At 71.0% G+C, this 19,708-nt stretch carries 16 protein-coding genes and 4 pseudogenes; 17 read left to right on the top strand and 3 right to left on the bottom strand.

Features of this window, described 5'->3' with window-relative positions:
• Positions 1-106 precede the first annotated feature (106 nt).
• Positions 107-557, bottom strand: a pseudogene (locus OG390_RS05760) (LacI family DNA-binding transcriptional regulator); the annotation flags it as partial.
• A gap of 1 nt (position 558) precedes the next feature.
• Between OG390_RS05760 and OG390_RS05755 the strand changes: the two are divergent.
• The 14 genes and pseudogenes from OG390_RS05755 to OG390_RS05690 all read left to right on the top strand — a co-directional run.
• Positions 559-1,550, top strand: a pseudogene (locus OG390_RS05755) (arabinogalactan endo-beta-1,4-galactanase); the annotation flags it as partial.
• A 168-nt stretch (positions 1,551-1,718) separates the two neighbouring features.
• Positions 1,719-2,006 (top strand): winged helix-turn-helix domain-containing protein, encoded by a 288-nt coding sequence (locus tag OG390_RS05750; RefSeq protein ID WP_406165507.1) that lies wholly within the window; start codon positions 1,719-1,721, stop codon positions 2,004-2,006.
• A 31-nt stretch (positions 2,007-2,037) separates the two neighbouring features.
• A complete protein-coding gene (locus OG390_RS05745; protein WP_406165505.1) occupies positions 2,038-3,018 on the top strand; it encodes an SMP-30/gluconolactonase/LRE family protein in 981 nt (326 codons plus the stop codon).
• A 658-nt stretch (positions 3,019-3,676) separates the two neighbouring features.
• Complete coding sequence (crcB, locus tag OG390_RS05740) at positions 3,677-4,162, top strand: fluoride efflux transporter CrcB (protein WP_406165503.1); 486 nt, start codon at positions 3,677-3,679, stop codon at positions 4,160-4,162.
• Positions 4,159-4,560: a DUF190 domain-containing protein gene (locus OG390_RS05735; protein ID WP_406165501.1), complete on the top strand. Its 402-nt coding sequence runs from the start codon at positions 4,159-4,161 to the stop codon at positions 4,558-4,560. The genes crcB (OG390_RS05740) and OG390_RS05735 overlap by 4 nt, the downstream gene beginning before the upstream one ends.
• On the top strand, positions 4,557-4,931 hold the full coding sequence (gene crcB, locus OG390_RS05730) for a fluoride efflux transporter CrcB (protein ID WP_406165499.1): 375 nt from the start codon (positions 4,557-4,559) through the stop codon (positions 4,929-4,931). Before OG390_RS05735 ends, crcB (OG390_RS05730) begins: the two co-directional genes overlap by 4 nt.
• An 84-nt stretch (positions 4,932-5,015) precedes the next feature.
• Positions 5,016-5,852 carry an undecaprenyl-diphosphate phosphatase gene (locus tag OG390_RS05725; protein ID WP_406165497.1) on the top strand — a complete coding sequence of 279 codons (837 nt, stop codon included), beginning with the start codon at positions 5,016-5,018 and terminating at the stop codon, positions 5,850-5,852.
• A 212-nt stretch (positions 5,853-6,064) separates the two neighbouring features.
• Positions 6,065-6,742, top strand: a complete 678-nt coding sequence (locus OG390_RS05720; RefSeq protein WP_399089646.1) for a FadR/GntR family transcriptional regulator — start codon at positions 6,065-6,067, stop codon at positions 6,740-6,742.
• Positions 6,739-8,187: an amino acid permease gene (locus OG390_RS05715; protein WP_406165495.1), complete on the top strand. Its 1,449-nt coding sequence runs from the start codon at positions 6,739-6,741 to the stop codon at positions 8,185-8,187. The genes OG390_RS05720 and OG390_RS05715 overlap by 4 nt, the downstream gene beginning before the upstream one ends.
• An 8-nt stretch (positions 8,188-8,195) precedes the next feature.
• Entirely contained in the window at positions 8,196-9,215 is a 1,020-nt protein-coding gene (locus OG390_RS05710) for an asparaginase (protein WP_406177515.1), read from the top strand.
• A 33-nt stretch (positions 9,216-9,248) separates the two neighbouring features.
• Complete coding sequence (gene aspA / locus OG390_RS05705) at positions 9,249-10,661, top strand: aspartate ammonia-lyase (RefSeq protein ID WP_406165494.1); 1,413 nt, start codon at positions 9,249-9,251, stop codon at positions 10,659-10,661.
• 135 nt (positions 10,662-10,796) lie between these two features.
• Positions 10,797-11,738, top strand: a complete 942-nt coding sequence (locus tag OG390_RS05700) for a glutaminase (protein ID WP_399089452.1) — start codon at positions 10,797-10,799, stop codon at positions 11,736-11,738.
• A 214-nt stretch (positions 11,739-11,952) separates the two neighbouring features.
• On the top strand, positions 11,953-13,341 hold the full coding sequence (gene mptB / locus OG390_RS05695) for a polyprenol phosphomannose-dependent alpha 1,6 mannosyltransferase MptB (RefSeq protein WP_406165491.1): 1,389 nt from the start codon (positions 11,953-11,955) through the stop codon (positions 13,339-13,341).
• 68 nt (positions 13,342-13,409) lie between these two features.
• A complete protein-coding gene (locus OG390_RS05690; protein ID WP_406177513.1) occupies positions 13,410-14,771 on the top strand; it encodes a glycosyltransferase 87 family protein in 1,362 nt (453 codons plus the stop codon).
• 35 nt (positions 14,772-14,806) lie between these two features.
• Here the strand turns inward: OG390_RS05690 and OG390_RS05685 are convergent.
• Both OG390_RS05685 and rho read right to left on the bottom strand, forming a co-directional pair.
• A pseudogene (locus OG390_RS05685) lies at positions 14,807-15,721 on the bottom strand (D-alanyl-D-alanine carboxypeptidase family protein); the annotation flags it as partial.
• Positions 15,722-15,810: 89 nt separating this feature from the next.
• Positions 15,811-16,959, bottom strand: a complete 1,149-nt coding sequence (gene rho / locus OG390_RS05680; protein WP_406165489.1) for a transcription termination factor Rho — start codon at positions 16,957-16,959, stop codon at positions 15,811-15,813.
• Positions 16,960-17,301: 342 nt separating this feature from the next.
• Between rho and OG390_RS05675 the strand changes: the two genes are divergently transcribed.
• From OG390_RS05675 to OG390_RS05665, 3 genes and pseudogenes are all read left to right on the top strand, one after another.
• On the top strand, positions 17,302-17,466 hold the full coding sequence (locus tag OG390_RS05675) for a hypothetical protein (protein WP_406165487.1): 165 nt from the start codon (positions 17,302-17,304) through the stop codon (positions 17,464-17,466).
• 85 nt (positions 17,467-17,551) lie between these two features.
• The gene (locus OG390_RS05670) at positions 17,552-18,775 is read left to right on the top strand and encodes a cytochrome P450 (RefSeq protein WP_406177511.1); all 1,224 of its coding nucleotides are present in this window, start codon (positions 17,552-17,554) and stop codon (positions 18,773-18,775) included.
• A gap of 68 nt (positions 18,776-18,843) precedes the next feature.
• Positions 18,844-19,703: pseudogene (locus tag OG390_RS05665) on the top strand (SDR family NAD(P)-dependent oxidoreductase).
• The last annotated feature ends 5 nt before the right edge of the window (positions 19,704-19,708 follow it).

The raw sequence follows: 19,708 nt of genomic DNA, 5'->3' as shown, positions 1-19,708 counted from the left end.
CGGGCGCACCGGACTCTTTCGGTCGCGGCCGGGCGCGCCCTGGTTCAGCCCCGTGGCAGGGCGCGCTCTGGACCAGCCGGCCGTGGCAGGGCGCGCCCCGAGCCCGTCAGGTCGACTCGCGCCGCACCAGCTCCGTCGGCAGGATCACCGCCGCCGGGTCCTCGCCCCCCTATCTGGGCGAGCAGCACCCGCACCATCTCGGCGCTGATGCGGTCCCAGAGCTGGCGGATCGTGGTGAGGGCCGGCGTGGACGCGGTCGCGGCGGGGGAGTCGTCGAAGCCGTCGACGGCCACGTCCCCGGGAACCCGGCGGCCGGCCCTGTGCAGTGCTGCCAGCACACCCTGTGCCATCAGGTCCGACGCGACGAACACGGCGTCCATGTCCGGGACCCGCTCAAGGAGTTGCTCGCCGCCCGCCTCGCCGCTCGCCCGGCTGTAGTCGCCGGAGACGACGAGGCGATCGTCGGCCTCGATGCCTGCCTCGGCGAGCACCTCCCGGTAGCCCGCGAGCCGCTCGACTCCACCGGGGGTGTCGAGGGGGCCCGTGACCATGCCGATGCCCAAGAGCGAGGCCCTCGGCGGGGTCTACAGGACCAGCTCCGGCACCACCGGTGACGCGCTCGCCATCCTCAAGTCCTCCGGAATGAACTACGCCCGCCTCAAGGTGTGGGTGAACCCGGCCGACGGCTACAACAACAAGACGCGCGTCCTGGCGATGGCCAAGCGCATCAAGGCGCAGGGCATGAAGCTCCTGGTCGACTTCCACTACTCGGACACCTGGGCCGACCCGGGTGCCCAGACGAAACCGGCCGCCTGGGCGGGGCACTCGTACAGCCAGTTGAAGACGGACGTCTACAACCACACCTACGACGTGCTGAACGCGCTGAAGGCGCAGGGCACCACGGCCGACATGGTGCAGATCGGCAACGAGATCAACGGCGGCATGCTGTGGTCCGAGGGCTCCACGGACAACTGGTCGCAGCTCGCCGGACTGCTGAACTCCGGCTACAGCGCGGCCAAGGCGGTCTCCTCGTCCACCGTGGTGGCGCTGCACCTCGCCAAGGGCGGCGACCTGACGGGCACCCGCTGGTGGTTCGACAACGCGGTGGCCAACGGCGTGAACTTCGACGCCATCGGGCTCTCGTGCTACGGCTACTGGCACGGTTCGCTCTACGACTTCCAGACCACCCTGGACGACGCGGCGGCCCGCTACAGCAAGCGGTGTTCGTCGCCGAGACGGCCTACCCCTTCCGTCTGGACAGCGACGACTCTCTCGTCAACCAGATCGACACGACCGGTGAGCTGGTCTCCGGATACCCGGCCTCGACGGCCGGGCAGACGGCCTGGCTGCGGGACGTGATGAACATCGTGGAGGCCGTTCCGAACGGCCGGGGTCTCGGCGCCTTCTACTGGGAGGCCACCTGGACGGCGGTCACCGGCAACGGCTGGGATCCGACCGACGCCACGTCGGGCAACGGCTGGGAGAACCAGGCCCTGTTCGAGTTCGACGACAAGGCACTTCCAGCCATGTCGGTGTTCAGTCACCGCTGAGCCCCCTGAGGGCCCGGCTGCCCCGGCGGCCGGGCCCGAAGCGCCCCCGGGGCCGTTCGGCCCGCGGAGCTCTACCCGTTCGGCCCCGGCCAGGGTCGCGGAAGCCTGTGCGTGCCGCCCCGGGCTGCGGGACAGTAGCTGGAGACCACCGGTTCGGAGGGGGACGAGATGCTGAAGGTTCCCGTCAGTGGGCAACGCCTGGACATTCTGGAGTGGCTGCGGGACCCCGCCGCGCACTTCCCACCGCAGCGCCACGGTGACCTCGTCGAGGACGGTGTCAGCCCGGAAGCCCTCGCCGCCAAGCTCGGTGTGAGCCGCGCCGTGGCGCGCACGCATCTCGACCTGCTCACCGGGGTCGGTCTGCTGCGGGCCAAGAAGATCAGACGCCGGACCTTCTACCGGCGCGACGAATGGCGGATCGCCGAGGTCGCGCACTTCTTCGAGAAGGGCTGGTAACGGCGTGGCCCACCGACCGCAGGAGGCACCCATGGTTCACTCGCGCGCAACCGGCCGCCCCACCCCGCTCGTAGCCCGGCGCCTCGTCCCGCTCGACGGCCGCGGCCCGGAGGACGTGGTGGCCGACTCCCGGGGCCGGGTGCTGACCGGCCTGGAGGACGGCCGCATCGTGCGCGTGGAGGGAATCGGCGATCCTGACCGCACCCGCGTCCGGGTGCTCGCGGAGACGGGCGGCCGGCCCCTGGGCCTCGAACTCCTTCCGGACGAGGGCCTGTTGGTCTGCGACGCCCGGCGTGGACTGCTGCGGATCGGGCTCGACGACGGCATCGTGCGCGTCCTCGCCGACACGGTGGCCGGCGAACCCCTGCGTTTTTGCAGCAACGTGGTCGCACTGTCGGACGGCACGCTCTACTTCACCGTCTCCAGCCGGAGTTACCCCCTGGAGCAGTGGATCGGCGACCTCGTCGAGCACACCGGAACCGGCCGCCTGCTGCGCCTCACGCCGGGGGAGAAGGAACCCGAAGTGCTCCTGGAAGGGCTGCAGTTCGCCAACGGACTCGCACCCGCCGCGGACGAGTCCTTCCTCGTCGTCGCGGAGACGGGCGAGCGGCGCCTCACCCGTTACTGGCTCGCCGGGCCGAAGCAGGGCCGCGGCGAGACCTTCGTGGACGATCTGCCCGGTCAGCCCGACAACCTCTGGCGCGCTCCCGGCGGACCGATCTGGGTCGCGCTGGCCGGACCGCGCGTCGCCGCCCTGGAACTTCTCCACCGCCGGGGCCCCGCGCTGCGGCACACCGCCGCCCGCCTCGCGGTGCGCGCGCCGTTCCGTCCCCCGGGCGCGGCCGGGGTCGTCGCGGTCGACGACGAGGGCTGCGTCCTCCATCACCTCGAACGCCGCCGCGCACGGTTCCGCATGGTCACCAGCGCCTGCGAGGCCGACGGCCGACTCGTCCTGGGGAGCATCTGGGAACGGGGGATCGCCGTGTGCGACCTGCCCGCTGCCGCGGACTGAACCGATAATGCGGTCGGCCGGTCCTCGCGGAGGGAGCCGGTGCGCCCGGTGCACCCGGCCGGTCCTCGCGGAGGGAGCCGTTGCCTCTGATCGGTGGTTGGGGAGGGAGCTGCTGCCTCTGATCGGTGGTTGGGGAGGGAGCCGTTGCCTCTGATCGGTGGTTGGGGAGGGAGCTGCTGCCTCTGATCGGTGGTTGGGGAGGGAGCCGTTGCCTCTGATCGGTGGTTGGGGAGGGAGCTGCTGCCTCTGATCGGTGGTTGGGGAGGGAGCTGCTGCCTCTGATCGGTGGTTGGGGAGGGAGCTGCTGCCTCTGATCGGTGGTTGGGGAGGGAGCTGCTGCCTCTGATCGGTGGTCGGGGAGGGAGCCGTTGCCTCTGATCGGTGGTCGGGGAGGGAGCTGCTGCCTCCGATCGGTGGTCGGGGAGGGAGCCGCTGCCTCCGACCGGTCGTCGGGGAGGGAGCCGGTGGCCACGGGCTGAGCCGAATGTGCGCGGCCGGGACCCCCGGCGTTACCCTGTTCACCGGCCGCGATCTTGTGTCGCGGCGCGGCGGTGGGGCCCGCCGTACCCGAACCGCGGCAAGGCTGCCGCCAACGGTCCCTACTTGCGATGAGGTGCGCCCCGGCGCCCGGGGCCCGGCGAGTAGGAGAAGTACGTACATGACAGTCCCGCACCCCGAGCGGGTCGACGAACCCGACACCCCGGCGCCCGTCTGGCTGCCCAGGCGGAAGGCGGCGTCCCCCTGGCACGGCCAGGTATCCGTCGTCGCGGTGGTCGCGCTCGGCGGCGCCGTCGGCGCCACGGCACGTTACGCAGCGGCGCAGCTGTGGCCGGTGCAGCCGGGCGGATTTCCCTGGGCCACGTTCTGGGTCAATGTCGTCGGCTGTGCCGTGATCGGCGCCTTCATGGTCGTCATCACCGATGTGTGGGCGGCCCACCGGCTGGTCCGGCCCTTCTTCGGCACCGGCGTGCTCGGCGGATTCACCACCTTCTCGACGTACGCCGTCGACATCCAGAAACTTCTCGACGCGGGCCACCCCGGGACCGGGCTCGGCTACCTCGCCGCGACCCTCTTCGCGGCGCTCGCGGCAGTGTGGCTCGCGGTGACGGCGCTACGCCGTGCCCTGGCATGGAGGAAGCGATGACGAGGCTGACAGGCAGCGCCCTGCGGGTGACGATCTTCATCGGCGAGAACGACACCTGGCACCGCAAGCCGCTCTACACGGAGATCGTGCACCGCGCCCACGCGGCCGGCCTCGCGGGCGCCAGTGTCTTCCGGGGCATCGAGGGCTTCGGCGCCTCCTCCCTGATCCACACCTCGCGGCTGCTCTCGCTGAGTGAGGACCTCCCGGTGGCCATCGTGATCGTGGACACCGAGGAGCGCGTACGGGCCTTCCTGCCGAAGCTCGACGAGCTCGTCACCGAGGGGCTGGTGATCCTCGACGACTGCGAGGTCATCCGGTACGTCGGTCGGGGCGGCGCCTCCGAGGAAACCGGCCACAACCCCGACGCCGCGGCCGGAAAAGGTGAGAAGTCGTTGTGAACTGGCTGCTGGTGATCATCGGCGCCGCGGTCGGCGCGCCCCTGCGCTATCTGACCGACCGGGCGGTGCAGATGAAACACGACACGGTCTTCCCCTGGGGCACCCTCGTCGTCAATGTGACAGGCTCTCTGGTCCTGGGGCTCCTCACCGGCGCGGCCTCGGCGGGCCACGCCTCCCCGCACCTGCAGCTGCTGATCGGCACAGGCCTGTGCGGGGCGCTGACCACGTACTCGACGTTCTCGTACGAGACACTGCGGCTGACCGAGACCGGCGCGGCGTTCTACGCCACCGTCAACGTGATCCTCAGCGTGACGGCCGGCCTGGGCGCGGCATTCGCCGGGGTCTCGTTTGCGCAAGCTTTGGGGACCTAGGCGCCGGGCGCCCGCGCGCATAGGTAAGACTGTCCCCCAGCACCGTCTACAGCACTGTCGACCAACTCCTCAGAACTGGATCCCATGAGCGTCATCAACGTCGGTCAGGCCGTCGTCCTCGGAGCCGTCGAGGGGGTGACCGAGTTCCTCCCCGTCTCCTCCACCGGCCATCTCAAGATCACCGAAGGGCTGATGGGCATCCCCGTCGACGACAACGCCGTCGTCGGCTTCTCCGCGGTCATCCAGGTCGGCGCGATCGCCGCCGTGCTCGTGTACTTCTTCAAGGACATCGTGCGGATCGTCTCCGCCTGGGGGCGCGGCCTGCGCGACAAGGAGGAGCGTCACCACCACGACTACAAGTTCGCCTGGTGGGTCATCTACGCGACCATCCCGATCGTGGTCGTGGGCCTGGCGGCGAAACCGCTCATCGAGGGCCCGCTCGCCTCGCTGTGGGTGGTCGCGGCTTCGCTGATCGTCGGCAGTGGTGTGATGTGGGCGGCGGACCAGATGGGCCGGCACAAGCGCGGTGAGGACGACACCTCGTTCAAGGACGCGATGCTGGTCGGCAGCTCCCAGATCCTCGCCCTGCTCTTCCCGGGCTTCTCGCGCTCCGGCGCCACCATGTCCACGGCGCTCATCCTCGACCTGGACCGGGTCGCGGCCACCCGGTTGTCCTTCTTCCTCGGCATCCCCGCGCTGACCGGCGCCGGTCTGTACGAACTGAAGGATGCCCTGGGTACGGGCGTGGGCGCCGCGCCGCTGGCCGTCGGCACCCTCGTCTCCTTCGTGGTCGCGTACGGCTCGATCGCCTGGCTGCTGAAGTTCGTCGCCAAGCACTCCTTCAATGCGTTCGTGATCTACCGGGTCGTCATCGGCGTGGCGCTGTTCGGGCTGCTGGCCACCGGAGCCCTCGACAGCTGAGACGGTCGACTGATCGCGGACACGGCTGAAGCGGTCGGCCGGGCATAGAAACCGCTGATCACGGGGGGCGTAAAGCCGGTTTTCAGGCTTCACGCCCCCTGAATTTTTCTTTTCGCCGCCCTTGACAGCCCCCGCCGGTCACCCGGAGGATCACCTCCGTGAACCTGTCAGACAGCCAGACAGGTGGCTCGGTACCGCGGCGCGTCAGTGCCATGGAAGCGGTACTCACCCACCTCCGCGGCGCCATCGAGCGCGGCGAGTACGCCATCGGCGACAAGCTCCCCTCCGAGGCGGAGCTCTGCCGCCGACTCGAAGTCAGCCGCCCCGTGCTCCGCGAGGCGCTGCGGGCCCTGCAGGTCATGGGCCTGACCGTGTCCCGTACCGGCAAGGGCACCTTCGTGATCGCCAACACGGTCGAGGACCCCACCTTCGGCGACTACGCGGCGAGCGACCTGCTCGAAGTGCGCCGCCACGTCGAGATCCCCGTCGCCGGGTACGCGGCGGTGCGCCGCAGCCCGGAGAACCTCGACCAGCTGGCCCATCTGCTGGAGCGGATGGAGCGGGAGACCGACACCACGGCGTGGGTCGCGATGGACACGGTCTTCCACATCGCTGTGGCCGAGGCGTCCCAGAACCCGGTCTTCCGCCGGGTCATCGAGGAGATCCGGGACGCGCTGGCCCGCCAGTCGGCATTCCTGAACGAACTCGGCGGCCGGCGCGAGCAGTCCAACCGCGAGCACCGGGCGATCGTCGAGGCGCTGATCGACGGCAGTGAACACGACGCGGTGGAGGCGATGTCCCATCACCTCGACCGCGTGGAGACCACCCTCACCGACATCGTGCGCCCCGCGCACACGGACACCCCCACGGAAGGCGGACCCGAGGCGTGAGCGAGCAGTCCCTCCAGCAAGAGGCCCCATCGTCCGCGAAGCCGGCCGCGCACATCGACGCCGGCGACGCCGGCTACAGCAAGTCGCTGAAGTCCCGGCATGTCAACATGATCGCCATCGGCGGTGCCATCGGCACCGGCCTCTTCCTCGGCGCCGGCGGCCGCCTCGCCGACGCCGGGCCCTCCCTCTTCGTCGCCTACGCGGTCTGCGGCCTGTTCGCCTTCCTGGTCGTCCGCGCGCTCGGCGAACTCGTCCTGTACCGGCCCTCGTCCGGCGCCTTCGTGTCGTACGCCCGTGAGTTCCTGGGCGAGAAGGGCGCGTACGTCGCAGGCTGGATGTACTTCCTGAACTGGGCCACCACCGGGATCGCCGACATCACCGCCGTGGCCGTCTACACCCACTACTGGGGCATGTTCTCCGACATCCCGCAGTGGGTGATCGCGCTCATCGCGCTCGCGGTCGTCCTCACGGTGAACCTGATATCCGTGCGCATGTTCGGCGAACTGGAGTTCTGGTTCGCGATCATCAAGGTCAGCGCCCTCGTCGTCTTCATGCTCATCGGCATCTTCCTGCTGGTCACCCAGCACCCCGTCGACGGCCACAACCCGGGCCCGTCCCTGATCACCGACAACGGCGGCATCTTCCCCAACGGTCTGCTGCCGATGCTGCTGATCATCCAGGGCGTCGTCTTCGCCTACGCCTCCGTCGAGCTGGTCGGCGTCGCGGCGGGCGAGACCGCGAACCCCGAGAAGATCATGCCGAAGGCCATCAACTCGATCATGTGGCGCGTCGGCCTGTTCTACGTCGGCTCCGTGGTCCTCCTGTCGATGCTGCTGCCCTGGAGCAAGTACAGCGCGGACCAGAGCCCCTTCGTCACCGTGCTGTCCCACATCGGCATCCCCGCCGCGGGCGGCGTCATGAACCTCGTCGTCCTCACCGCCGCCATGTCGTCCCTCAACTCCGGCCTGTACTCCACCGGCCGCATCCTGCGCTCGATGGCGATGTCGGGCTCAGCGCCGAAGTTCACCGGGGTGATGAGCCGCAGCCAGGTCCCGTACGGCGGCATCCTGCTCACCAGCGGCATCTGCGTCCTCGGTGTCGGCCTCAACTTCGTGGTGCCCGCAGACGCCTTCGAGATCGTGCTCAACTTCGCGGCGATCGGCATCCTCGCCACCTGGGGCATGATCATGCTCTGTCACCTGCTGTTCTGGCGGAAGACCCAGAACGGCGAGCTGTCCAGGCCGAGTTACCGCCTGCCCGGCTCGCCCTGGACCGAGATCGTCACCATCGGCTTCCTCGTCTCCGTGCTCGCGCTGATGTACGCCGACGGGGGAGCGGGCCGCACGACCGTGCTGTGCCTCCCGCTGATCGTGGCCGCGCTCGTCGCGGGCTGGTACGGGGTGCGCCGCCGGGTCGCCGGGATACGCGACGGAGCAGACGCGTGAACCCGACCATGACCTACGGCAGTTCGCTCACCGCGGCCCCGGTGATCCGCGAACCCCTGCACGCGCCCGTCGCCCGGCTCGTACGCGGCGGCGTCGTCGAAGGCATCCACTACGGCTCGGTGGTCGTGCTGGCCGCCGACGGCACCGTAGAGCTGCAGATCGGGGACATCGAGGCGGCCTTCTACCCGCGCTCGGCGCTCAAGCCCGTCCAGGCCGTGGCCATGCTGCGGGCCGGGCTGCCGCTGGAGGGCGAACTGCTCTCGCTGACCGCGGCCAGCCACTCCGGCGAGGAACGGCATCTCGCCGGGACGCGGCGGATCCTGGAGCTGGCGGGACTGCCGGAGGACCGGCTGCGCAATGTCGCCGACCTGCCGTTCGACCCGGTCGTACGCGAGGCCTGGGTGCGCGACGGACGCATGCCCTCCCAACTCGCCCAGAACTGCTCGGGCAAGCACGCGGCCATGCTGTACACGGCCCACCTCAACGGGTGGTCGCTCGACGACTACCTCGACCCGGCGCACCCGCTCCAACAGGCCATCGCGGAGATCGTCGAGGACTTCACCGGACAGGCCATCGCCCGGGTGACCGTCGACGGTTGCGGCGCGCCCCTGTTCTCCGTCTCGCTGCACGGGCTCGCCCGCGCCGCCGCCCGGATCACCACCGCCGCGCCGGGCACCCCCGAGGCGCGGGTCGCCGACGCGATGCGCGAGCACGCCGAGATGGCCTCCGGGTCCGGCCGCGACGTCGCCGCGCTGATGCGGGCCGTGCCGGGGCTGCTCACCAAGGACGGCTTCGAAGGCGTGCAGGTCGCCGCGTTGCCGGACGGCCGGGCCGTCGCTGTGAAGATCGCGGACGGTGCCGACCGGGCGCGCGTCCCGGTGGCCGCGGCCGCCCTCGCTCGCTGCGGGGTCGATCCGGCGGCGCTCGCCGAGTTCGCGGGCGTGCCGCTCCTCGGGGGCGGCGCGGTGGTCGGGCACATCCGGCCGACCCGAGCCCTCGATCCCCTCACCCACCCCACGTACGCCTGACTCACCCCCTTCCGAAAGAAGACCCTCACCGATATGACCGCCGCAGCCCACCGCAGCGAACACGACCTGCTCGGAGACCGCGACGTCCCCGCCGACGCGTACTGGGGCATCCACACCCTGCGCGCCACGGAGAACTTCCCCATCACGGGCACCCCGATCTCCGCCTACCCGCACCTGATCGACGCCCTCGCCGCCGTCAAGGAGGCCGCCGCCCGCGCGAATGAGGAACTCGGGCTCCTCGAACCCCGCAAGGCGGCCGCCATCGTCGAGGCCTGCCGGGAGATCCGGGACGGCAAACTGCACGAGCAGTTCGTCGTCGACGTCATCCAGGGCGGTGCCGGCACCTCGACGAACATGAACGCCAACGAGGTCGTTGCCAACCGGGCGTTGGAGCTCCTCGGCCAGGGCAAGGGCGACTACCCGCACCTTCACCCCAACGAGGACGTCAACCTCGGCCAGTCCACCAACGACGTCTACCCGACCGCCGTCAAGGTCGCCACCGTCTTCGCGGTGCGCGGGCTGCTCAAGGCGATGGCCGTGCTCCAGGACGCGTTCGCGGCCAAGGCCGTCGAGTTCCGCGACGTACTGAAAATGGGGCGTACGCAGCTCCAGGACGCGGTGCCGATGACGCTGGGGCAGGAGTTCTCGGCGTTCGCGGTCATGCTGGACGAGGATCGCAGCCGGCTCGCCGAGGCCGTCGAGCTGATCCACGAGATCAACCTCGGTGCCACCGCCATCGGGACCGGGCTCAACGCCCCCGCCGGATACGCCGAGTCGGCGCGCCGGCACCTCGCGGACATCACGGGGCTGCCGCTGGTCACCGCCGCCAACCTGGTCGAGGCGACTCAGGACTGCGGTGCTTTCGTCCAGATGTCGGGTGTGCTCAAGCGGATCGCGGTCAAGCTCTCCAAGAGCTGCAACGACCTGCGGCTGCTGTCCTCCGGGCCGCGCGCGGGCCTCAACGAGATCAACCTGCCGCCGGTGCAGGCGGGTTCGAGCATCATGCCCGGCAAGGTCAACCCGGTCATCCCCGAGGTGGTCAACCAGGTCGCCTTCGAGGTGATCGGCAACGACGTCACCATCACCATGGCCGCGGAAGCCGGTCAACTCCAGCTCAACGCCTTCGAGCCCATCATCCTGCACTCCCTGTCCAAGTCCATCACCCACCTGCGGACCGCCTGTCTGACCCTCGCCGAGCGGTGCGTCGCGGGCATCACGGCGAACACCGAGGAACTGCGTGCCGCCGTGGAGAACTCCATCGGGCTGGTGACCGCACTCAACCCGCACATCGGGTACACGGCGGCCACCGACATCGCGAAGGAAGCCCTCGCCGGCGGCCGCGGAGTGGCCGAACTCGTCCTGGAGAAGGGGCTGTTGCCCGCCGAGCGGCTCGCCGAGCTGCTGCGGCCCGAGGTGGTCGCGGGCAGTGCCCCGGTACCTTCCTGATCGGCCGATGGGTGGCGCGACCACGCCGATCGATCGGGCGACGAGCAGCGGGTCCACATCGGCCGAACGGCCGGTGAGCAGCGCTACCACGTTGCCCGGGCAGTCATTGGGCAGCGCGACCGGCCTGGCGGCAGAATGGTGATCATGTCCGCCTCTCCGTCGTCCTTCACCTTCCAGCCGGTCCTGGAGCGCATCGCCACCGAGATCGCGCAGACGCCGGGGCGCGGGCGGCCCGCCGACTACATCCCGGCGCTCGCCGCCTGCGACCCGCGCCGCTTCGGCATGGCCGTCGCGGAGCTCGACGGCACGGTGTACGGCGTGGGGGACTGGCGGCAGCCGTTCTCCACGCAGTCCATCACCAAGGTCTTCACCCTCGCCCTCGACCTGGCCCGCGAGGGCGACGAACTCTGGGAGCACGTCGGCCGCGAGCCCTCCGGCAACCCCTTCAACTCCCTGGTCCAGCTGGAGTACGAGAACGGTATTCCGCGCAACCCCTTCATCAACGCGGGCGCCCTCGTCGTCACCGACCGGCTGCAGACCCGGACGGGTGACGCGGCGGGCACGCTCCTGGAGTTCCTGCGCGCCGAGAGCGGCAATCCGCAGCTCACCTTCGACAGGGACGTCGCCGCCTCCGAGGCCGCGCACGGCGACCGCAACGCCGCGCTCGGCCACTTCATGGCGTCGTACGGCAACATCGACAACCCGGTACCGGTGCTCCTCGACCAGTATTTCCGGCAGTGCTCGATCGAGGCGTCCTGCGCCGACCTGGCACTCGCCACCGGTTTCCTGGCCCGGCACGGTATCCGCGCCGACGGCTCCCGGCTGCTCACCCAGAGCCAGGCCAAGCAGGTCAACGCGGTCATGCTCACCTGCGGGACGTACGACGCGGCCGGCGACTTCGCATACCGCGTGGGTCTGCCCGGCAAGAGCGGGGTGGGCGGCGGCATCATCGCGGTGGTGCCCGGCCGCTGCACGCTGTGTGTCTGGAGTCCCGGCCTGGACCAGCGGGGCAACTCGGTGGCGGGGGTGGCGGCCCTGGACCGCTTCACGACACTGACGGGGGTGTCGGTGTTCTGAGGGGCTCTTTTGCCCCACGAGGCAGGGCGGCGCCCCGAAGGGGCGCCGGGAACTGTGCGACGAGCCACCACGGGCCGACAGCCAACGAACCACCGGCGGCATTCCGGCGAACCCGGCGGAGCGCCCACGCGGAGGTCACACGAAGGCCCCCACGCGGAGGGCCGCACGTCGCCTTGCGGCCACCCGGCGTTGACACGCTTTCCGAGTGTTGGCCATGGCTTTCCCCGTCGATCTCCGCCGCTGCCAGGCTCTGGGCCTGGCCGGTACCGCCTTCCTCGCGCTGGGAGGTGAAACGGCCGGGGCGCTGCCCGCGAGGGATCTCCTCGCCCCCGAGTCGGGGCGTGCCGTGCTCGGCCTGGTCGGCGTCTACTTCGGCGTCGTGCTGCTGATCGCCGCCTGGGCGCTCCTCGGCACCGTTGTACGCGGTCCCGAGCCGCCGACCCCGCGTTCCCTGCTGCTCGTTCTGGCCGTGTGGGCGACCCCGCTGCTGCTCGCGCCGCCCCTGTTCAGCCGGGACGTGTACAGCTATCTCGCGCAGGGCGCGATGGTCGACGCGCACATCGACGTCTACGCGCACGGACCGGCGCAGCTGGGCGGCCCGCTCGCCGACGAGGTCGCGCCGGTGTGGCAGCAGACCACGACGCCGTACGGCCCGGTCTTCCTCGCTGTCGCCTCGGCACTGTCCGGCCTGACGCGCGGGGAGATACCGGCAGGACTGCTCGGTATGCGCCTGGTCGCCCTGCTCGGCGTCGCCCTGATGGCGGCGGCGCTGCCCCGTCTCGCCCGGCACAGCGGCGCCGATCCGGCCGCCGCGCTGTGGCTGGGGGCGCTCAACCCCCTCGTCCTGCTCCACCTGGTGGCCGGCGCGCACAACGACGCCATCATGCTCGGCCTGCTCGGCGTCGGACTCGTGGCCGCACGCGGCCGGTGGCATGTCCTGGGCGTCGTCCTCATCACCCTCGCCGCGCTGGTCAAGGCGCCCGCCGCGCTCGGCCTGCTGGCGGTCGTCGCGCTGCGCGGACGCCGGGGCATGGTGAAGTCCGCCCTGACCACCACCGTGGTCGCCCTCGCCACCACGGTCGCCGCGACCGCCGCGACCGGTACGGGATACGGCTGGATCGCGGCCCTGACGACCCCTGTCTCGCCGCACAACTGGTCGCCCACCAGCGTTCTCGGCCGCGCCACCGGCGCCCTGCTGGAAAGGCTCGGCAGCGGCCTCGCACCGCTGGCCATGCCCGTCTGGCACGCGGCCGGACTCGCGCTGACCGTGATCGTGGTCCTGTTCATATGGCTGCGCCTACGGCCCGGCCCGATCTACGCGTTGGGCCTGAGCCTGGCCGCGGTGGCCGTGTTCGGCCCGGCGATCCGGCCCTGGTACGCGCTGTGGGGACTGTTCCTCATCGCCGCGGCGGCGCCCAGTGCCTCGGTGCGCCACCGTGTCGCGGCCGCCAGCGCGGTGCTCGCGCTCGCCGTGCTGCCGAGCGGGGGACCGCCGGACGGCGAACAGGTGATCCTGGCCGTCTCCGGCGGAGTGCTCGCGCTCGTCGTGCTCTGGCAGGCCCACCAGGCGGCGCAGACACCGGCGATCGGGCGGACGGCATGAGAGGCAGGGACGGCAAGAGAGGGCTGGACGGTGAGCGAGAGCGGGGCGGTACGCGGGTGTCGGCGGGCATGAGAGCGCTGAGCACCGATCGCCGGCGGTTGCTCCTCGTGCTCGGACTCGCCGCCGCCGTCGGCGCGTTCACCGCCACGGTGCCGCTGCTGCGCGACTGGTTCGACCTGCGCGTCTACTACGGGACGGTCGACGCCTGGGTCCACCACGGCGGCCGGATCTACGACTACCACGTGCCGGGGACGACGTACGGCTTCACCTATCCGCCCTTCGCGGCCCTCGGCATGCTGCCGATGGCGCTGGTCGGGCTGCGCACGGCCATCGCGGTCGAACTGCTGCTCAACCTTGCCGCCATCGCCGTCATCGTGTGGATCCTGGTGGGGCCCGCGCTGCGCCGCTACGGCTGGTTCGGCTACACCCTGACGGGCTGTCTGCTGGCCCTGTTCGAACCGGTCCGCGACACCCTCAGCTTCGGCCAGGTGAACCTCCTGCTCCTCGCCCTCGTGCTCAGCGACGCCTGGCTGCTGTCCACCGGACGGGGACGCCGGGCGGGCGTCGGCATCGGCCTGGCCGCGGCGGTCAAACTCACCCCCGCGCTCTTCATCGGCCTGTTGCTGCTTGCCCGTCGCTGGCGCGCGGCCGGCGTCGCCACGGCCGTCGCCGCGGCTGCCACCGCCCTTGCCGCCTGGGCGGCCCCGGACGCCTCACGCTTCTACTGGACCGACGCGTTGTGGGACACGACCCGCATCGGACGTCTCGCCTATGTCTCCAACCAGTCGTTGCAGGGCGTCCTGGCACGGCTCGTGGCACCGGACGAACCGAGCAGGGCCGCCTGGGCGACGGCTGCTCTGCTGGTCCTGTGCGTATGGGCGTGGCGGACCTCCCGCGCGCTGGCCGACGAGGACTGGACGGCCGCGTTCGCCCTCACCGGGCTCGCGGCCTGCCTCGTCAGCCCGATCACCTGGGTGCACCATCTCGTCTGGCTGCTGCCGTCGTTCGCCGTGCTGCTGCACCGGCGCCGGCTGCGGGTCGCGGGCGCCCTGTACGTGGTGCTGTGCAGCAGCGTGGTGTGGCTCTGGTTCGACGACGCGTCGGGCCTCGACGGATTCCTCGGCAGCAACACGTATACGTGGATCACACTGGGGCTGCTGCTGTGGCTGCCGGTCGGTCAGCCCCGTGTGGGCCGCCCGTTCTTGAGCCACAGGGCGAGGGCCACGCCGCCGGCGCCCAGTCCCACGGCGCCCGTGATACCGGCGACTTCGGGCCAGTCGGCCTCCGCGCTGTCCGGGAGCGCCGCAGGAGCGGGCCGGGCGGCGGGTCCGGCTGCTGGAACGCCACGCGTGTCGAGCAGCGATCCGACGGGATCGACGTGCCCGGCTGCCTTGAAGCCCCAGTCGAGCAGCGAGCGCGCCTCCTCGTAGACGGCGAACCCGCCGCCCGCCTGAGGGTTCATCACGGTGACGACGAGCGTGCGCCCGCCGCGTCGCGCCGCGGCGACGAGCGTGTTGCCCGCCTCGCTGGTGTAGCCGTTCTTGATGCCGATCAGGCCCGGGTACGGCTCCACCCCGTCGGCGCCGGTCAGCAGCCGGTTGGTGTTCTCGATCTCGTATGCGCCGTCTTCGCCGGGGAACATGGCCTCGACGGTGGAGCAGTACCGCGCGAAGTCCGCGTTGCGCAGCCCGGCCCGCCCGAAGACCGCCAGGTCGTACGCCGACGAGACCTGACCGGGTGTGTCGTACCCGTCGGGTGAGACGACGTGGGTATCGAGAGCGCCCAGCGAACGGGCCTTGGCCTGCATCCGGGCGGCCGTCGTCTTCCAGCCGCCGTTCATCGCGGCCAGCACATGTACGGCGTCGTTGCCGGAGTTGAGGAAGACACCGCGCCACAGGTCGGCCACGCGGTAGCTGTGGCCCTCGGAGACGCCCACCAGGCTGCTCCCGGCCCCCACGTCCGCCAGCTCCGCCGCCTTGACGGTGTGCCGGATGCCGCCGGGCAGCACCGGGAGCACCGTGAGGGCGAACAGGGTCTTCAAGGTGCTGGCGGGCGGCAGCTTGACGTGAGCGTCGTGGGCCGCGAGCACGTCGCCGGTGCGGGCGTCGGCCACCAGCCAGGACAGGGCGGAAACGTCCTCGGGGACCTCGGGCGCCCCGGCCCGCGGCCGCACCTGCGTTCCGGGTCTGTACAACGGCGGCTGCGACGCCGTGGGCCGGGGCGCGCCGGGGTCCGCGGCCGTCCGGGCGACGGCCGCACTCGGCGCGAGGGCCAGCGCGCCGACCACGCAGACGGCGGAACAGGAGACGGCGGCGCGAGCGAGGCGGGCGCGGGAGGCGGCGCGGGGGGTGGCAGTGCGGGATGAGAATCCGATAGTCATTCCGCCAACGTAGGAACGGAGTCGCCGTCCGCCGGGCTGCCAGGGCCGAGCGGCGGGATCCAGTACCCGGATGCCGCACGTGGGAGCTGTCAGGCGGCGGGCAGGGTCGGCTGGACCTGGCGGAGGAAGGTCGCGTTGTCCGGGGTGGCGCGCAGCCGCTCCAGAAGGGTTTCGAGGTTCGCCTGGCCGTCCCGCGTCTGCAGGGCGCGTCGCAGCCCTCGTACAGCTGCCAACTCGGCGGAGAGCAGCAGGAGTTCCTCGCGGCGGGTGCCCGACGGGGTGATGTCGACGGCCGGGAAGACGCGCCGGGCTGCCAGGGCCCGGTCGAGGCGGAGCTCCATGTTGCCGGTGCTCTTGAGTTCTTCGAAGAAGTAGTCGTCGGCGCGGGAGCCGGTCTCCACCAGGGCGGTGGCGAGGATGGTGAGCGAGCCGCCCTCCTCGGCGAGGCGCGCGGCGCCGAAGAACCGCTTGGGGCCGTGCACCGCGGCCGCGTCGACGCCGCCGCTGAGGGTGCGGCCACCGGAGGCGGCCGCGTTGTTGTGCGCTCGGCACAGCCGGGTGAGGGAGTCCATCAGGATGACGACGTCCTCGCCCTGCTCGACGAGCCGCTTGGCGCGTTCGATGACGAGGTCGGCGAGCGCGATGTGCTGTTTCGGCGTCTTGTCGAAGGTCGAGGCGTAGACCTCGCCCCGGACGGAGCGCCGCATGTCGGTCACCTCTTCGGGCCGCTCGTCGAGGAGCAGCACCATCAGATGGCATTCGGGATGGTTGCCCGCGACGGCGGCGGCGATCTGCTGGAGCAGCACCGTCTTGCCGGTCTTGGGCGGGGCGACGATCAGACCGCGTTGGCCCTTGCCGACCGGCGAGACCAGATCGACGAGGCGCCCGGCCGGACCGCTCGCCGGGTGTTCCAGGCGGAGCCGGTCGCGGGGGTGCAGTGGGGTGAGGTCGCGGAAGTGCGGGCGGCGGCACAGCTCTTCGGGTGTACGGCCGTTGATCCGCTCGACCTCGGCGAGCGCGCGGGGCCCGCCGCGTGCCCCTTCGACGGTGTCGCCCTTGCGCAGGCCGTAGCGGCGGATCAGCGCGGCGGAGACCTGGACGTCGGTCGGTGTGGGCAGGCAGCTGTCGGCGGCGCGCAGGTACCCTTGCCCGTTGTGCGCGATGTCGAGGACACCGGAGGCCGAGGCCCGGGCGGGGAGCTGCTGCTGTACGGGAGGGTGCTCGAGTGTGGTGGTCATGATGCGGGTCCTTTCAAGGACGGATTCATGAGGTCATGAGGAAGGGAAGGGGGATGAGCCGGCGGGGGAGGCGGCGTGCTCACGCCTCGGTGCGGCCAAGAGACAGCACCTCGTGTACGGCGGACGGGAACGACTACCCATGGCCGTGCTCAAGAGGTGGTGCCGAGAAGCTGGTCCGCGGGTCGGAGTATGACGGGCGTGTCAGCGAAATGAGGTGGAACCGGCACCGGCGCCCGAGACGGGGCGTACACAAGTGCTGACTGCACAGTACCACCCGGCGACCACTTCTGGCTGTGATGTGCGACTCAGCGGCTCGCGCTCAAGGCCGGACCAGTCCGCGTCGTGCCCGCGGCCGGACGCGCCACCCCGGGCCACGTCTTCGACTACCGCTGCGCGCAGGAACTGGCCGCCGGGATCGGCACCGACCTCCTCCACTTCCCCGGCGGGCACAACGGCAACATCACCCACCCCAAGGGCTTCGCCGAGCTGCTGCGTACGGTGCTGTGAGCGGGCAGAATCGATCGTCGTACGGCCCGACTCGGTACCTCGACAAGGAGAATTGGTGGACACCTCACCCGTCGCACCGCACCGTATGGACCCGGCGGGCGGTTGCCCGCACGCCGACAACGCGCGGCTGCTCGCGCGGGGTGCCGTCGCACCGGTGGTGCTGCCCGGTGAGGTGGCGGGCGTGGCGGTGCTCGGGCACGAGGCGTTGAAGGAGGTCCTCGCGCACCCCGAAGTCGCCAAGGGGGCGGAGCACTTCACGGCGCTGAGGGAGGGCCGGATAGCCGCCGGATGGCCGTTGACGACCTTCGCGACCGTACGGGGGATGACGACCGCCGACGGCGAGGACCACCGGCGGCTGCGGTCGCTGGTCAGCAAGGCGTTCACCGCACGTCGGGTGGAGCAACTGCGGCCCCGCATCGATGAGTTGACGGCCGGATTGCTCGACGATCTGCACTACGCGGCGGAAGACGGTGGGGGAGTCGCCGATCTGCGTCGGCACTTCGCGCTGCCGTTGCCGATGGGGGTCATCGGCGAGCTGCTCGGAGTCGACGCGGAGTACCAAGACCTGCTGCACCATTTGTCGAACCAGGTGGTCGCCACGGATATCGGCCCCGAGCAGGCCCTCGCCGCGAACCGGGAGCTGGTGGCCGTCCTGAGCGTCGTGGCCTCCGCGCGTGCCGAGGAACCCGGCGACGACCTCACCAGCGCGCTGATCGCCGCCCGGGACGAGGAGGGCGACCGGCTCAGCCAGGAGGAACTCATCGGCACGCTGGTGCTGATGATCATCGCCGGGCACGAGACCACGCTGAACCTCATCACCAATGCCGTACGGGCGTTGTGCGGCCACCGGGATCAACTGGACCTGGTCACGAAGGGCGAGGCGAGCTGGGCGGACGTCGTCGAGGAGACGCTGCGCTGGGACGCGCCCGTCAGCTACTTCCCGTTCCGGTATCCGGTGCGCGATCTCACCCTCGACGGAACCGTGATCCCCAAGGGCACACCGGTGCTCGCCGGTTACTCGGCCGCGGGGCGCGACCGAGCCGCGCACGGACCCGACGCCGACCGCTTCGACGTGACCCGGCCCGGCAGGCCCGGCGCCGCCCGGCACCTCTCCCTCGGGCACGGCGCTCACTACTGTCTGGGCGCCCCGCTGGCACGCCTGGAGTCCACCATCGCCCTGGAGCGGCTGTTCACCCGCTTCCCCGACCTCGACCTCGCCGTGTCCGAGGCGGAACTCTCCCGCCACTCCAGCTTCGTGGGCAACAGCGTACGAGCGCTCCCGGTGCGGCCGGGAAGCTCCCGCGGCTGACTCTACGAGCTGCAGGAAACCTTCGCGGCTGACCGGGCGCATACCAGCCATACGACACCGCGAAGGCCCTGAGCCGACCCTTTTCTTGTTCTCGCCAAACGCCGTACCTACGCTTCCAGCACCGCACACCGGCGGCACTGGACAAGGGACACGGCAATCATGGGTCGACTGGCCGGAAAAATCGCTTTCATCAGCGGAACGGGGGCTGGAATAGGCGGGCCGCGGCTCAGATATTCGCCGCGGAAGGCGCCACTGTATTCGGCTGCGACAACGACTCCGACGCCGCCGCCGAAACGGTGGAACTCGTCGAGAAGGCCGACGGAGTCATGCGGTCCCTCGCCCCGGTGGACCTGTCCACCGAAGCGGGCGCACGGGAGTGGATCGACGCGGGGATCGCGGCGTTCGGCGGGATCGACATCCTCTACAACAACGCCTCCGCCCTGCGGAACGGGCCGTTCGAGACCGTGCCGCCGAGGACTGGTACTTCACCATCAAGAACGAGCTCGACATCCCGTACTTCTGTACGCAGGCGGCCTGGCCGCACCTGATCGCCCGCGGCGGCGGGGCCGTCCTCAACGTAGCCTCGGTGGCCGCTGTGCGGGGCGCCCCCTTCATGCCGATGGTGCCGCACGGCGCCGCCAAGGGCGGGGTGCTGGCGATGAGCAAGCACCTGTGCGCGGCCGGTGCCCCGCATCACATCCGCGTCAACACCATCGCTCCCGGCATGACCCGTACCCCCGCCACCGCGCCCTTCCACGACGACCCCGATGGGCCGAAGGCGCAGTTGGAGGCGCGGATCCCGGTCGGGCGCGTCGGGCAGCCCGAGGACATCGCGCGGGCCGCGGCCTTCCTCTGGTCCGACGAGGCCGCGTTCGTCAACGGCGCCAGCCTCATGGTGGACGGCGGCGACAGCGCGATGGCGGGCTGAGCCCC

The sequence above is a fragment of the Streptomyces sp. NBC_00996 genome (genome assembly GCF_045162675.1).
Lineage (GTDB): Bacteria > Actinomycetota > Actinomycetes > Streptomycetales > Streptomycetaceae > Streptomyces.
Note: the sequence above shows the minus strand (reverse complement) of the source record. Positions and strands in the feature narration are given on the sequence as shown.